The following is a 15,583-nucleotide window of genomic DNA, read 5'->3' as shown; positions in this document are numbered from 1 at the left end:
TGTAGCTATTATCCTCATGATTTTATAGACTATCTCTCCGACAGCATCGTTTTGCGGCAGTTAAGCATCCCCCTTCGATTCATCAATATAAATTTATGGTCAGGCAATGAAAAAAGAAGCCGTTACGAGTAAGAACGGATCAGGATCAGAAGAAACGCGCGAGGCGGAATTCGGCTTCTATGAGTTTTTCGCTGGCGGCGGTATGGCCCGAGCCGGTCTTGGAAAACAGTGGCGATGTCTGTTCGCCAACGATATGGATCCGATAAAAACGGCGAGTTATATCGAAAATTGGGGAGCCGAACATTTTGATGGTCGCGATGTACGTGAAATAAAACCAGACGATTTAACAGGATCCGCAGATTTAGTCTGGGCCTCATTTCCTTGTCAGGACTTGTCTCTGGCTGGTAATGGACTTGGGATCGGCGAAATCGACGCTAGTGAGGATGAAACCACGCGTTCCGGCGCGATATGGCCTTTTCTTGATCTAGTAGACAAACTTGAAGAGGGAAATCGGAAGCCGCCGATACTGATTCTTGAAAATGTCCTCGGGCTGCTGACATTGGATCAGGGACGGCATTTCGCTGCGATATGTCGCCAGTTAAGTAAAATGGGCTATCGCTATGGCGCAATGATCATCGATGCAAAGCTCTTTTTGCCTCAATCCAGACCCCGCGTGTTTATTGTTGCGATTAGTCGTCAGTTCTCCGTTCCTGCATCTTTACTTTCAAAAGAACCTCTAACGCAATGGCATTCTTCTTCGCTTCTTCGCGCCTGCGAAGCGCTTCCAGCGGAGACGCTCGGCGACTGGATCTGGTGGACGCCCGGCGATGCGCCGGATTCGAGAATAAAGGAACTTACCGACCTTATTGATTGTGAAGATCAAAACACATTATGGCACTCTGCCGATGAAACCCAAAGACTGATCGATATGATGGCTCCGGCGCATCTGACACGTTTGGCGAAGGCACGGGAATCAGGAGAAACGACAATAGGCAGTCTTTATCTTCGCATGCGCAGAGAAAAAGGGGTTAACCGGCAACGAGCAGAAATCACGTTTTCTCCTGTTATCGGTTGTCTGAGAACGCCGAAAGGCGGCGCATCCCGCGCTCGTATTATTGTCGCCGATAAAGGCGAGGTGAAAACGCGCCTGCTGTCAGTTAAAGAAGCGGCGGCATTGATGGGGCTGCCGGAAGATTTTATCCTTCCGACCGCGTATCAATCAGCGTTTAAGATCATTGGCGACGGACTTGCCGTTCCTTCCGTCCGTTTTCTGGCCGAGCGCATACTAGAGCCTCTGGCGGCATCGGTCCGAAACGACAGCCATCAGACGGAGAACAGATAAGCATGAACTGGACGCTGCCCGTAACACCTGATGGTTGGGAAAGTAAGCTAGTCGATTATTTTCTCCGTTTCGGCGCCGACGGCGACGCACAGGATATTCGTTGGTTTGAAGTGACGCCGTCGACGCTCTCGGCGGCATTCGCAGGAAGCGGCGTCGGTGCGGATGAAATAGAAGAAGCATTTCGGACCTGTATGTCGAACATACCGGATCTGCCTCAGCGCCTTGAAAGCGGCATGATGGAAAGATCCAATGACAAATCGCCCGGATATTTCACTTATCTTGTCATGACGCTACTTATCAGCAGTCAATTCGATGCCCAAGAAGGACATAATGACTTTCGCCTGAAGTTACAGAACTGGCTGCGGACCGGACATAGCTATCAGAATCTGGCGGGCGTTAACGCCATGTGGGAAGCGCTGGCCGGTTGGCTTGAACGACGAGTTCAGAAAGGAGAACCTTATCGCCGACTGTGCCTACCGGAGATCCCCCCAAGCTGGAGCCATATCGGATATACCCTGCGTCTGGCTTTTCCCGGAAAAGCGGATGTGCGCTTGATGCGCCGTGTTCTTACGAGTCATCCGCAAACCATTTCCAGTCCACGGCTGTTGATCAGCTATTTTCAGGTCGCTATCCAGAAAGAGAACGCCTCTCACGCTCATGCGCTGAAGCAGGCGTTTAGCGAGTTTAAAGACGCTTGGTTTTCAGGACGTAGAGCGCTTGCCGACATGCCTTTCTGGCGTTTGCGACAGCGAGCTATAGAGTTGATCTCCGATGTTGAGACGCGTAAGGCGTTCATCGATATGCGCGTCGATTTCGACGGTTCGCGATGTTACTTCAGCGCCGCAAGCGAGAATGACGAAAGCGTTTTCGCCCCTTCGTTGTCTGACGCGTTATTATCGGCTTCTGCGGGAAATAGCTATAATTTGGGCATCGCCACGCAGAGCGGCCTGCTCTTTTTCCATCAAGTCGGCCATGGATGCTGGAGAGCTATAGCCGCTCCCGATGCGTTTTCTTTCAAATTTCACATCGCGTTATCCTGTAAATACGCTGCGCGCGCGAGCCAATATTTTGACGATGCGGTTACAGAAAACGACTGGATTCTGACGTCGCGTCCGCAGAGTCGTCATGCGGCGATGGAAATATTTCGTGCGCTGAAAACATCATCGACTACGCTGGATGAACAGATATCTCGCTTACAGCTTTCCGGCGGCATCCGAGTACCGGGCGGGTGGCTGGGACTACCCGCTTTTCTACCAACCGTACATTCAGACACGCAAAATTACAGAATTTACTCGCCTCAGGGAAACGGCGCGAAAGTTAGCGTCAGGGAGGAAGATGGACGCTTGACGTCATCAATGCCTCTTAACGGCGAGTTTATTATCGAACCTGAGCTGGAAATCGGCGAGAAAACGCCGCCATGGCGACAACAGGCGCGTTTTTTCGAGCGCGCCGTTCCGCGTCCTGCGCAGGAAGATAGCGCCAAATATCGCCTCGAACCTCTTACCGATTGGAAGACGTCTCCCCTGACAACGCCGGCATTCCACATTGAACTCCCCCTGACGACAGAAAATAACGATGAACGTCTCGAACATCTCCTTGAAGCGATTTACGCAAGCGGTGCCAGCGGATGGGAGGAAATCGAATTGGTCGCGCTTCTGGAACGCGCCGCAGACAGCGTCAATGTGTGGCATTTGATTCGCTGTTTGCATGACGCAGGTCTGATAGAACCACGCTTACGCCAAGGCTGGAAAGGTCGGGTATGGACGTTAGTCAAACCTTCGCTGCTTCGTATCTGCAATGGGGATAACAGCATAATCGTCGTGGAAGGCGCTACCTGCGCCAGCCTTATGGATGATTTTCAAAAAGCGGTCTCCGGGCTGGGCGGAAAATGCTTTCGTCGCAGCGGTGTAAGCGTCTGGTCTCCTCCCGTATGCGGCGCGGAGATCGATGATCCTGTCGAGTTGTCCCGAGTTATGGAATGGCCGCTTATTGATACATCGTCAACGCCTGATATGACGCCGCTCGCGTTAACCTCGACCTGTCGTACCGCCGAATTCCACCTTCAAGCAGCAGTGTGGGACTGGCGTTCAGGGTGTTTCTCTCCGCATGCGGCCTCCGATAACGCCTCGACGCTTTTAACGCGCCATGTCCATCCGGGCGGGCGCGATCATGATGTATACAAGGTTATTTCCCGGCGCAAAATGGCGTTTTTCTTATCCCGAACCGCCGCGATTATCGCCGCGAATGTGAGTGCGCGCCGCCCGACATTCAGACGCGTCGGGAATCATCGCTTTATTTGCCTTGCCGACGATTGTGGTTTGCCTGACGCGCTGTCGATGGGATTACGACGCAGCGTGCTCAGAAACGGCGGCCCGACGGAAGTCGGATATGCTTATCCTATCGACGACGTCGCTTTCCGTTGGCTGAATCGACTGCTTCCCGGATGCTTCGCTCCATTCCCGCCGGATGACGGCGATGATGCAAATCGTTTAGTTGCAGCAGCGCGCCATTCCGGCGGGAAAACGCGCCTGCGGTGGCAAAACGGACGTCTGGCGTTATAGGTTGAAAATTAAGGAAAAGAATAATGAAAGATCTTCCCTGGTATATTGGCCGATACGATCGACGAAACGATCGGTTCTCGTATTTTAAAGTCGTCGCTCAGCAAACGGAAAATGGTTGGCACGCAATCGACAGCCCTAAAAAAATGTTTCCTCGTACAGGTGAAGTCGAACTTACCGGATTCGACACGTCTCAGCTTCGTCCAAACGACTGGATCATCTTTCAGGTAGATACCAATACGCGCAGCAAATTGACGAGAGCGAAACATCCTCGCCGTATTTATCCTTATTATGATTTATCCTCGGCGCAGTCTCTTCAGAAAGCTCGCCATCGTCTGAGCCTGGAAGGCATCGAAACGTGCGGCGAACCGGGGCAATGGACTATTCGCTTCGAGGCGGGCGGAGTCATTCTAGCGAACCTGACAGAGTCGAAACCAGGTTTTTTTATTCTGTCACGGAATCAGTACGTTGCCGAATATGCATTTAATAACAGCGGAATCATCTCCGTATCCGGTCTGTCTGAAAATAACAAAATATTTTATATGCCGGACGCAGATGCCTCGCCCACGCGACGCCATGACTGGACACCTGATAAACATTACATTGAAAATGCCGTTCAGCTTATTGCCGGAGCCGACTCGTCAACGCAGATCGCTTCATGGCTTCGCAAGCATGTCGACGAGCAAAACGGAAAATTGAAATCCGGCGTCGACGATCTGCTGGCTGCCGCTCAGATTCTCCGCTCCGGAGAGTTGGCGAAAAAAATAGAAGAAGAGGATGCGCTGGCCCGAGAACTCGCCCAAGCTGTGTTGAATGACGTGCGTATCGCCGCTCAGCTTGAACGCCAGATACAAAGCATCGCGGAAGAAGAACGGGACAGGTTGCGCGCCGAACAACAAAAAGCGCTCAACGAAGCTTTTTGCGCCGAACGTCTGCGCCGTAGCGAAGCGATTGAAGCGGAAATGACGGCCTTTCAGACGGAGAGAAAAAGCGAGATCGAACAGCAAATCGCGCAATTACGTTTGGACGAAGAAGAAAAATTACAAAAGGAATTCGAAGAAAAGCAGTTAAGCATAGAAAAAACGTTAAAACATGAAAAAGACGCTCTCGAAAGCGAAATCAACCGGCTGAAAAACGCCGCCGCAGATTTATGCCGTCAAAACGAAAGTCAGCGCCGGACGTTGTCTTCTCTGGAGAGCAAACACGAAGCGTCTTCAGGCGCGCTTCGGGAAGTTGAAGAGCGCGTTGCGCTGGCGCGGATCGAACTTGAGAAAATCAATGCCGCTATTGCTGAAAAAGCGCGTCGAATGGCGCATTCGGCGATCCCTGCGATATGTCTTCCCGCCGAAGCTAAAACAGTTTCCCGCGCAGAACTGGGCCGTATCATCAGTGAAAACAAGCTACTGACGCATGAAGGGAAAATACTGATGGAGCAATTCCTGGCGTTGACGCTTGCCGGCGAATGCCCGTTGCTCTACGGCTCTGAAACACAGGACTTTCTGGCTATCGCCGCGTCGCTTATTTCTTCAGGACGTGCTATCCGACAAATTGCCGATCCGACGATTATTTCCTATGAGGATCTGTGGATCCGCGCAGGAAATAATCTGGCGACACCGCTTTATCAAGGATTGTTATTAAGTGACGCCCATCGTCCCCGAACAATTCTTGCCGTCATCGAACGCGTCGAATGCTCCGCCGCGCGTTTCTGGCTGCCTGCTCTGAAAGAGGGGTTGCGTAGTGGCGATCTGCCCCGACGATTCCTGGTGTGCGGCACAATTACGAATGAAGATAACGAGGAAGCGGAAAAGATAAAGGAGGAACATCTTTTTCTGCCGGTGGAAAACATTGTCGTTCGAAATGCGATTACGCGTGCGCCGCTTTATCTCTCCGCCAGACATCATAGCGAACTAACGCCCGAAGCCGCCCCGCCAGAATCGCTTGCGGAAAAACTTGCCATTGCGGATGAAATGTCGGGCGATCGTCTGAACGTGGTAAATACGCTGCGGGCGACGAAAGCGGCGCTGGAAGTCGGGTTGGCCGACGACGAAGACAAAACGACGCATCAAAAGCGATTAGTCGATTTATTCGCAAATTTGCAAAATAGCGAAATCTGCGGTCCATAAATTACAGGAGAAGGAAATCATGTTAGATCCGATTGGCGGCTTTCGCCGTATTCAGGATTTCTTTATATCATATATTGAAACCAGTTTCCGAATTGCCGACCCGTTCGTCGCGGCGTCAAGGCGCGAATTGCTGAACAGCAGCGGAGAGTTCGCCGCAGAGCCCTATATTGAACCCGTTTTACGGTATGAGTCTTCAGATAAAACTCTTGAAGATTTTGCCGATATGGAAAACGGTCCGTTAAATAGCTTATCGCAGGAAGGCCGAGAAGCGTTCGTCGAACTAGCGTTATCCGGTTTGTTTGATTCAAATTCCGGCGACGCGTCTTGGCCGCGTCGGTCAGTCCATGCGCCTTATATTCATCAGGTGAAAATGCTGGAACGAGGCATTCGTGCCGGTTGCCCTGGCATAGTGACGTCCGGGACGGGATCAGGAAAAACAGAAAGCTTTATGTTGCCCATACTGGCCGCATTATCGAATGAGGCGATCGGTTGGCCCGCTCCCCGCGATAGTTACCTGCAAAATCGCTGGTGGCATAATGCGGAAGCGAACTGGGTTTCTCGTCGTAAAGGAGAAAAACGCCCGGCAGCGATCAGAGCGTTAGTGCTTTATCCGATGAACGCTTTAGTTGAAGATCAAATGGCGCGTTTGCGCAAAACGCTGGATTCCGATGAAGCGAGACAGACGATGGAACATCGTTTCGCCAGAAACCGCATCTTCTTCGGACAATATACCAGTGCCACGCCGGTTACCGGTTACGCCAGCCATCCCCGCCTTTCCGGCGAGCGTACGGAGAAAAGTCGCCACGCCCGTAACCTTGAAAAATTACGTAAGGCGTTGAACCGAATCGATTACAATCAACAGGCCGCGCGCGCATTCGACAAAGAAAAAGCAAAATCGTCGGAGAAGACCCGATATATCTTTCCTTCAACAGACGGTGGCGAGATGGTTACTCGTTGGGATATGCAAGCCGCTCCGCCTGACGTACTCGTTACCAACGCTTCCATGCTTGGGGCGATGCTTTCGCGAGAAGTCGAAGATGCTATTTTCGACATGACGCGCGAATGGCTGATGAGTAATGAAGACGCTTACTTCTATCTGGTATTCGATGAATTACATTTAATGCGCGGCTCCGCAGGAACGGAAACCGCAATGTTGATTAAGTCGCTAATCATTCGACTCGGACTCGACGATCCGAAGCACCGCTATAAGCTGCGTTTGCTGGCGTCTTCCGCGTCTTTGCCGATGGAAGGCGCGGATGGAGAACAATCGAGAAAGTATCTACGCGATCTCTTCGCTCCCTTCGGCACTTGTAGCGATTCCCGGGATGAGGGCAGCGACTCTCCGGAATTCTGGCGTAACTGCGTCGTTGAGGGTACTACCTTCATACCTGAACCAGAAAGTAAAGTTGACGCGCGGCCTTTTGCCGCCCTGATGAGGATGGCGCTTACAGGGCAAGGCGACGTTGTCCGCCGCGTAGAGATGACAGACGAGTTTGAGCGAGCTTTAGTTAACGCTTTTCAGGCTCTTGGCGTAAAAGAGCGAAATAGCCGTCAAGGCGTTAAGCTGGCGGCGGAAACCGCAGCCGCGTTATTAACCCACGCCTGCATTGAAAAAAAAGGCGACAAGCCGCGTGCCACGTCTCCCAAGCATATCATCGACAAAATTTTTCTGGCGGAAAGCCTAGATGGAGAGAAGGAATCTGAGCTCGCGTTACGCGGATTAATGTTGTTACGCGCGCTTCCGGATTCCGTACTTGACTGCGATAAGCCTGACGCCGCTACGCCGGCTTTTCGCGTGCATACGTTCGTAAGAAATATTGAAGGTTTCTTCGCGTCGGTCTCGCCCGGAGAGCGAAAAGCGAAATTCGCCGATTTTTGCCTAGAACGTGGCCTGTCGCACGCGCCTTCAACCTCACAAGAAAAGCGCGGTCGGCGTTTATTCGAAATGCTTTATTGTGAAGCTTGCGGCGATTTACTGCTTGGTGGTCAGAGGGGACAAAATTGCGGAGGTGCTACGGTAGAACTATTACCCTCGACGACCAATCTTGAAAATCTTCCCGAACGCCCCGGCGCGGAATATTACGATGATATGGCGCTGGATGAATTTGCGGTTTTCTGGCCTGTTGAAAAAACGCCCGCCGCTAGTGAAGCCAGTGAAAAAAGGTGGGATGTTTGGCAGGAGGCGACGCTGAATCCTGTCACAGGTATTGCGACTGTCGGGCAAGAAACATCGCCATTGAACCCCGAGGCGATTCGCGGATATCTCTATTTTCAGAACCCGCCCCAGGCGAAAAAAGGAGAGCCGGTAAAACCGCCTTCCGCACAACCTTTCTGCTGCCCTAACTGCGGTATCGACTATTCCAGTCGACCGGCAACTAACCGCGCCAGAACGCCTATTCGCGCATTCCGTACCGGCGTGACGAAATCATCTCAACTGGTAGCGACAGAGCTATTCGAATTGCTGCATGCGATAGGCGCGGATGCGAAGAGTATTGTCTTTTCGGATAGCCGACAGGATGCGGCTTCGATGGCGCTGGAGATCGAACGCCTGCACTTACGCGATTTGCGCAGGGAAATACTGGTCGCGGCCGCCAGAACGATGATCAGCGAGGCGGAAAAAGAATATATTCCAGAAAAAGAATTTAAAGAAAAAAGAGATAAAGCGATACAAGCTGGGGATGATGATGAACTCGACAGGCTGTATGAGCTCAAAACAAGGCAAAAAGATATTGCGAGCCTTTGTAAATTCCGACGGGTAAAAATAGATAGCTTATTGGAGTCAGAAGGAGACTCCATCGGAAAAATATCCTCAGAATTAGCTGGGTTGGGAATATCACCTTACAAATATCGCCCGAGCGCTGATGGAAACGACAAAGTCGTTTGGTACGAAAACTTTGTAAAAGATAAGAACATTGTTAGGTACCACGAAAAACTTTCTTTATCTGACAGGCTGGCGATCAAACAAAGGATTATAGACGATCAATCTGAATTGATAGACGATGTTATTTTCGCCAATACTTTTTTCGCGTTAGAGGAAACGGGTCTGGCGTATCCCTGCGTCTCGGATAATGAGGATACGCCCGAACTCGACGCTTGGTTAAGAGTGTTCGCCGGCGTTTATCGCGTAAAAGAAAACAAATATGTCGTTCCTGAACAATCCGACGGCTGGTACGTTGGAGAAGATATTAAAAAAGCGAAAGTCAAGCGTGTCGCCAGAGCCGTATTCGGCGACGATAAGTATCTGGATAATTTGACGCTAATCTTAAATCAGTTCGCTGCTCGAGAGCATACGGCAGGGTTATTCAATATTGGCAAATTGTTCCTCAAGGTAGCGAAATCAGGCGATCCCTACTGGCAATGCGGCAACTGTGGGCGGATCCACTTACATCTAGGGTTTAAACATTGTACCCGTTGCGCGGAACCGCTTGATATCACTCCCAAAGATTCTGTTGAAACGCTATGGGAACAGAATTTCCTTGGCAAACGCATTGTGCGCGGCGAACGGGACGGCGTTAAGCGATTTCGATTGAACGTTGAAGAATTGACAGGGCAGACTGATGACTTTTCCGATCGACTTCGTAAATTCAAAGGGATTTTCGTCGATAAGATGAGCGAACTTGAAAAACTGGACGCCGAGATCGATATGCTTGCCGTCACCACGACAATGGAGGTTGGCATCGATATCGGTTCGCTTCAGTCGGTTTATCAGGCCAACATGCCGCCTCAGCGTTTTAATTACCAGCAGCGCGTCGGCCGGGCCGGGCGGCGCGGTCAGGCTTATTCTTTTGTCATTACGTTTTGCCGTGGACGGACTCACGACGCCTATTATTTCGCCCATCCTCACGCGATTACAGGCGATCCGCCGCCCCCCCCCTTTTTGGCGGTAGATCACGACGCTATCCCATTAAGGCTTTTGCGTAAAGTCTGGCTCAGAAGCGCCTTTAATCTATTGCGTGAAGAAGATCGCGAGAACGGGATAGATTTTCCTGGCGATAAACTTGTCCCGCCTGACGTTCATGGCGAATATGTTTCTACGCATGATTACTATTATGACGATAACGCGAACTGGGCTGAACGATTGCAGGGCGCGTTGGAAGCGACACAGAATATACGCGAACGTTTTATCGAAGCGTCGACATTCGATCCGGAACAACGTCAGAATCTTCATTCCGCATTGAATGCAAAAAAAATAATCGATGAAATCGCCGAACTGAACGCTTACGCGCCTGACGACAACGTGGGGCTCGCCCGTTTTCTAGCTGAATGCGGAAAATTGCCGATGTATGGAATGCCGACCCGGGTACGCAATTTGTATCTGGGATTACGTGAGAAAAAAGGTCTGAACAACCAGACTGAATACGAATGGTCGACAATGGATCGCGACCTTGACCTTGCGGTATTCGAGTATGCTCCCGGCTCGGTATTAATTAAGGATAAGAAAAAGCACAAGGTGATCGGCTTCACAGGAAATTATCGGGAACCGCATAACCGGAATAATCGCGTGTCGGATCTCTCTACGGTGGGCTCGTGGCTGGAGTCATCCAGTCATGTCGCATTTTGCCCGGCATGCGGTTCCGCAAAGCTGGAATTGCGTCAACCAGACAATGAAATTCAATGTAAGGATTGCGGCGCGCCTATAAATCCTGACGAGTTCAAACTCTACATCACGCCTGCCGCTTTCCGTACGGATTTCGAGCCCAAAGACGATCTGGATAGTTTTACCCGCATGTCTTTAAAGACTACCGCGACAGTATTAAACGAAGAAACTCCGACATACTGTCATCCCTTGATCATACGACGTGGAGAAGTCACTATACTGCGTCTTAACGACGGTCCTATTAATGGAGAAAAAGAAGGAGAACGTTTTACTGTCGACCTCACAAGCGATCAAAAAACACCGGTTCCTTTCGTTGCTTACAGCTCGCCGATTAAAGGCGAGCAAGCGATTGATTCTAATTGGTTAAAAGAGCAAGATAATTCACGTTGGCGGCGTAAAGGCGAGAGCAGAAATTTCGGTCTGGTCTCCAGTAAAGAGACTGAGTCGCTTCATCTCGAATTAACAAGGTTCGATCCTCGTCTTAATTTGAATATGGTCGCCAGGTATGGCGAGCATATGCACTTGCCTACGCGAGCGGCGGCCATCAGCGCGATTCAGATATTAACGCATAAGGCCGCCCTCTATCTGGATGTCTCGCCTGATGAGTTCGAAATGCTTGAACCTCGATTGCATTTTGGCAAACCTATACTGCAAATCGCAGACGCGTTAATCAATGGCTCAGGATTATGCAGACGTCTTGCCGAACCGGCGGTTGCCGGCAGCTCTCCCTTAATAATCAAATTGCTGCATGAAATTCTGAAAGATGAACGCGGCTGGCCGATGGTTGATTTTCTAAAGAAAGATCATCCAGATCAATGTCGGACAGCATGTTACAAATGTATACAACGCTACGGAAACCGCCAATATCACGGCTTACTGGACTGGCGTTTAGGAATAGCCTATTTACGCGCCATGGTTATGCCGGAATTCGCATGCGGCCTGAATGTTGAAGACTGGAACCATCCAGAAATGAAAGGATGGAAAGAAAGAGCCTTTGAACTTGCGGAGGATGTCGAGGCGTTACGACCGGGGACTATCAAATTGTTAAAGGAACATTCTTTACCAGTTCTTGAAATAAATGATGGAAAAGATCTTTGGCGCGCGGCTATTACACATCCCTTATGGCAATGCCGGGACACTGAACGTGATGCCCTAATTGGTTCTTTTGGATTAGATAATATAGGAGCGCCATTACGATTTATCGACACCTTTGAACTGGAAAGACGGCCACTCCGCGCTTTGGCGAAACTTAACCGAGGTTAAAATTTAGCTTAGCGCTATTGGACAATGTTCTAATTCAGCCGAAGACGCTTTGCATCTGAAGCGTCTTCAATCGACAGCATAGCGAGGTTTTCTAATGGATACAGTAACACCGGCTAAAAGAAGCTTTGTGATGCCCCGAGTTAAAGGGAAAGATACTAAGCCTGAGCTAATCGTCAGACACCTCGTCTATCATGCCGGATTTCGTTATCGTTTATGCGACCCTCGACTGCCTGGCAAGCCCGATTTAGTCTTTTGGGGAAAGCGCAAAGCCATCTTCGTACATGACTGCTTTTGGCATGGTCATAAGGGATGTCGGCGAAATCGCATGCCAAAATCAAATCAGGAATATTGGTTTGCAAAACTGGAAAGAAATAAATCAAGGGACTCCATGAGCTTATCAAAGTTACACGAAATGGGCTGGCGAACGTTGGTAGTTCGGGAATGCGAACTTAAAGAGACGGATATCTTGCTGGAAAAATTGAAAGCGCTTTTAATAGAGGATGCCTAGATAAGAAGCGACATTGTTTTTAACTGCTATATCGCAGGTAGAAAATGGTGGTCATTCTGGTGGTCTTGACAACCTAACTTTTTAGGTTTAGCTTACCAATCAGCCAGTTAATGGCAAAGGCGATCCCAGTCAGAGGAGCCAAATTTGAAAAGCCTGCTTTTGAAGCAGGCTTTTTGCTTTTCTGCGTCGGGTAAAATTGTCGGGTGGCGGCTTCGCCTTACCCGACCTACGGGACCGTAGGCACGGTAAGCGCAGCGCCACCGGGCAATAAACCGCTGCTTTCATCATTTTTCCTCTGTCTTATTTTCGACTGGCGGAAAGCTCATAACGCTCAGGGCAGCCGGGCAATCACCTTTATCTCAAACTGGAATCCGTACAGCCACGTCACGCCGATCCCCGTCAACGTAGGGTAAGGCGCTTCCCCCCAATATTCTGGCAGGATACTCCAGATAGCGTCGAGGTTTGACTCGGGGTCGACGACAAAGAGGGTCACGTCAACCACGTCACTGAACGTGCAGCCCGCAGCCGCGAGGACAGCATTAAGATTATCGAAGGCCAGCCTGACCTGCGTTTTCAGATCGGGCTCAGGCGAACCATCCTCGCGACTACCCACCTGCCCCGAAACGAACAAGAAACCGTTGGATTTGATGGCGGGTGAATACCGATTGCGCTCATAGAGCGCCTGCCGACCGGAGGGGAAAACTGCTTCGCGTGTTGTCATATTTATACCTTTGTAATGGAGCGAAATCTGCCCGGTGAACATACAGACACTTTACAGGCGCCAGATCGGGCGGATAAACAAGCGACTTTGTCCATCATTGTTTGTAATATCCAAACAATCGGTGAAAAGAGAGGATAAGGAATGGATCGTTTCGATGCGATGCGCGCCTTTGCTCGCGTGGTGGAGGCAGGCAGTTTCGCAAAGGCTGCCCAAACGCTTCATATGAGCAAAACCACGGTGACGCAGCTTATTCAGCAACTGGAAGCGCGCCTGCGCGTTAAGCTGCTCCATCGCACCACCCGCAGGCTCGGCGTCACTCCCGATGGCGCGATCTACTACGAGCGCGTCATCCGCCTGCTGGCGGACATGGAAGATGCTGAAAACAGCCTGTCCAGTGCGACGATGATCCCCAGGGGACGCCTGCGGATAGATGTGCCCACTCCTCTCGCCCGCCTGGTGCTGGTTCCCGCGCTACCGGCTTTCCATGCACGCTACCCGGATATCCAGTTCGATATGGGCGTGAGCGACCGGGTGGTGGATCTGATCGGCGACAACGTGGATTGCGTCCTGCGCGGTGGCGAAATCAACGACCAGTCCCTGATCGCACGTCATGTCGGCGATTTGCAAATCGGTGTTTACGTCGCACCGAGCTATGTGGAACGCCTTGGCGCCCCTGCGCATCCGCGTAAGCTGGACAACACCGACCATCGCATAGTGGGATTCTTATCCTCACGCACCGGTAAGATTGATCCTCTGGTACTGCACAGCGAGAGTGAACATATTGAAATCAAGGGCAGCTACGTGCTTGCAGTGGATGATGGCAATGCTTACCTCGAAGCTGGGTTAGCGGGATTAGGCGTAATTGCGCTGCCGGTCTATATGGCGGCAGCGCATCAGGCTGCTGGCTCTTTGATTCCGCTATTTGAAGACTGGCGTATTAACCCAATGCCCCTGTACCTGGCATTTCCGCCTAACCGCCATGTCAACGCCAGGCTGCGCGTTTTTATTGATTGGATCGTTGAATTGATGCAGCAGCATGTCCCCAACACCAATAGAAAGGGAAATGAGATTTAGCTTATTTATTCGCCCGTTACTGGCAAAGGCGCTCCCGGTCAGAGGAGCTAAATTTGAAAAAACTGCTTTTGCCCTACAGCACAAACTCATAGTGCGAGCCATCCGGCAGCTCAACGTCAAGCTTAAGCTTTCCACCCGCTGCCTCAACGTAGCGCTTAAGTGAAGAGAGTTTCAGATCGCGCCCTGGCTTTTCCATAATCGCGACGGTGGGCTGCTTGATGCCCAGCGCCTGCGCCATTTCAACCTGCGTTTTTTGCACCTTTTCACGTAGCTCTGCCAGGTGAATGTTAAGCAAAATGTCGGCCGCCATTGCCTGAGCGCTGGCAACAACATCCGGTTTTTCATCCGCTATAAGCTGCTCAAGGTTTCTGCCCATCGCGCAACGTCCTCTCTTTTAATGTATTCAACCAGTGAGTGAATTCCCGGTCAGCCACCAGAAGCATCTCATCGTAAAATCGTCTTTCGTTGCCGGCCTTGTTGCCAGCACAAAGCACAATGCCGGTTCGATTTGGGTCAAACGCGAAAAATGCCCGCAACGGATCGCCCTTACTCTGAATGCGCAGCTCTTTCATGTTACTGTGACGAGAGCCTTTAAGCGTATCGGCATAGGGTCTCGACAAAGCCGGCCCCTTTTCTCGCAAAACAAGCAGTGCTGCCAGCACGCAGGCCCGGTCAGTATCGTCAAGTGAACGAAACCAGCAATCAAACCTGTCCGTCGTGTTAATTGTCCACACACTTCCTCCGTGAATATAGATCAAAAGCTATATAGCAGTAAAGCTATAGCAGCAATTATCCTGAGAGAATGTGCATGATTCATGTGTTTTTACGCGAAAGCTGAAGACGTGCAGGAGTATTTCGATGAATCACCCGTCAGGCATTCATCGCATTGCGAGCAGTACCGTAAAAAAGAGTTCAGAACTCCGAGAGCTGACGCCAGGCCGCCACTTCCTCATCCAGCCACTCGACAAAGAGAGCCACCTCCGGCTTCGCCTCCGTTAACTGCGATGTCACCAGCCAGTAAGGCCAGGGATACGGCGCAGTGAAAGGGGTACAAAATGTGTATGAGCACAACCTGCGCTCGGAAGAAAAGCAGCACGGTGCCTGGGTCGATCGCATTACAGTCCAGCTGCTGGCGGCCTGCAGGGAATGGAATGCGCTGCTAAAGACGCGTCCGACCACCTACGCTCCCGATCGGGTTGTCGTCACCAGTACGGTTATCGGGACGTTTATTCAGTCAATGAGCCCGGTCAGCGCAGGGTATGAACCGGAAACATGGGTAACACTTTAGACCGGATACATGGGTAACAGTTATAACTGGCATAGAAGAGGAGACTCGCTATGCCCTGGACTGAGACCCGACCTATGCAACGCCTTGATTTTATCCGTGCCTGCCATGC

Annotated in this window: 9 protein-coding genes and 2 pseudogenes; 7 read left to right on the top strand and 4 right to left on the bottom strand. The window is 51.0% G+C overall.

The annotated features are described in order from the left end of the window. The first annotated feature begins 106 nt into the window (after positions 1-106). The 5 genes from BFG58_RS00050 (at position 107) to BFG58_RS00030 (ending at position 12,391) form a co-directional block, all read left to right on the top strand. Positions 107-1,342, top strand: coding sequence for a DNA cytosine methyltransferase (locus BFG58_RS00050; RefSeq protein WP_069718940.1), 1,236 nt, complete (start codon positions 107-109; stop codon positions 1,340-1,342). 2 nt (positions 1,343-1,344) lie between these two features. Continuing rightward, the gene (locus BFG58_RS00045; protein WP_069718939.1) at positions 1,345-3,903 is read left to right on the top strand and encodes a hypothetical protein; all 2,559 of its coding nucleotides are present in this window, start codon (positions 1,345-1,347) and stop codon (positions 3,901-3,903) included. A gap of 23 nt (positions 3,904-3,926) precedes the next feature. After that, complete coding sequence (locus BFG58_RS00040) at positions 3,927-6,023, top strand: hypothetical protein (RefSeq protein ID WP_069718938.1); 2,097 nt, start codon at positions 3,927-3,929, stop codon at positions 6,021-6,023. 19 nt (positions 6,024-6,042) lie between these two features. Next, complete coding sequence (locus BFG58_RS00035; RefSeq protein WP_069718937.1) at positions 6,043-11,883, top strand: DEAD/DEAH box helicase; 5,841 nt, start codon at positions 6,043-6,045, stop codon at positions 11,881-11,883. A 94-nt stretch (positions 11,884-11,977) separates the two neighbouring features. Beyond that, positions 11,978-12,391, top strand: a complete 414-nt coding sequence (locus tag BFG58_RS00030; protein WP_069718936.1) for a very short patch repair endonuclease — start codon at positions 11,978-11,980, stop codon at positions 12,389-12,391. A 331-nt stretch (positions 12,392-12,722) separates the two neighbouring features. Here the strand turns inward: BFG58_RS00030 and BFG58_RS00025 are convergent, their stop codons facing one another. Further along, positions 12,723-13,112 carry a RidA family protein gene (locus tag BFG58_RS00025; protein ID WP_069718935.1) on the bottom strand — a complete coding sequence of 130 codons (390 nt, stop codon included), beginning with the start codon at positions 13,110-13,112 and terminating at the stop codon, positions 12,723-12,725. 141 nt (positions 13,113-13,253) lie between these two features. On the opposite strand from BFG58_RS00025, the gene BFG58_RS00020 reads away from it, so the two are divergent. Next, positions 13,254-14,186, top strand: a complete 933-nt coding sequence (locus BFG58_RS00020; RefSeq protein WP_069718934.1) for a LysR family transcriptional regulator — start codon at positions 13,254-13,256, stop codon at positions 14,184-14,186. Between the two features lie 73 nt (positions 14,187-14,259). Here the strand turns inward: BFG58_RS00020 and BFG58_RS00015 are convergent, their stop codons facing one another. The 3 genes and pseudogenes from BFG58_RS00015 to BFG58_RS23660 form a co-directional block, all read right to left on the bottom strand. Beyond that, the gene (locus tag BFG58_RS00015) at positions 14,260-14,562 is read right to left on the bottom strand and encodes an XRE family transcriptional regulator (protein WP_069718933.1); all 303 of its coding nucleotides are present in this window, start codon (positions 14,560-14,562) and stop codon (positions 14,260-14,262) included. Further along, positions 14,546-14,920 carry a type II toxin-antitoxin system RelE/ParE family toxin gene (locus tag BFG58_RS00010; protein ID WP_069718932.1) on the bottom strand — a complete coding sequence of 125 codons (375 nt, stop codon included), beginning with the start codon at positions 14,918-14,920 and terminating at the stop codon, positions 14,546-14,548. Before BFG58_RS00010 ends, BFG58_RS00015 begins: the two co-directional genes overlap by 17 nt. Before the next feature lie 178 nt (positions 14,921-15,098). Further along, positions 15,099-15,236: pseudogene (locus tag BFG58_RS23660) on the bottom strand (transcriptional regulator); the annotation flags it as partial. On the opposite strand from BFG58_RS23660, the pseudogene BFG58_RS00005 reads away from it, so the two are divergent. Then, positions 15,229-15,441 (top strand): annotated as a pseudogene (locus BFG58_RS00005) (glutathione S-transferase); the annotation flags it as partial. The pseudogenes BFG58_RS23660 and BFG58_RS00005 sit on opposite strands and share 8 nt — an antisense overlap. Positions 15,442-15,583 lie beyond the last annotated feature (142 nt).

It is taken from the genome of Enterobacter sp. ku-bf2, from assembly GCF_001742765.1.
GTDB classification, from domain to species: domain Bacteria; phylum Pseudomonadota; class Gammaproteobacteria; order Enterobacterales; family Enterobacteriaceae; genus Enterobacter; species Enterobacter quasiroggenkampii.
Note: the sequence above shows the minus strand (reverse complement) of the source record. Positions and strands in the feature narration are given on the sequence as shown.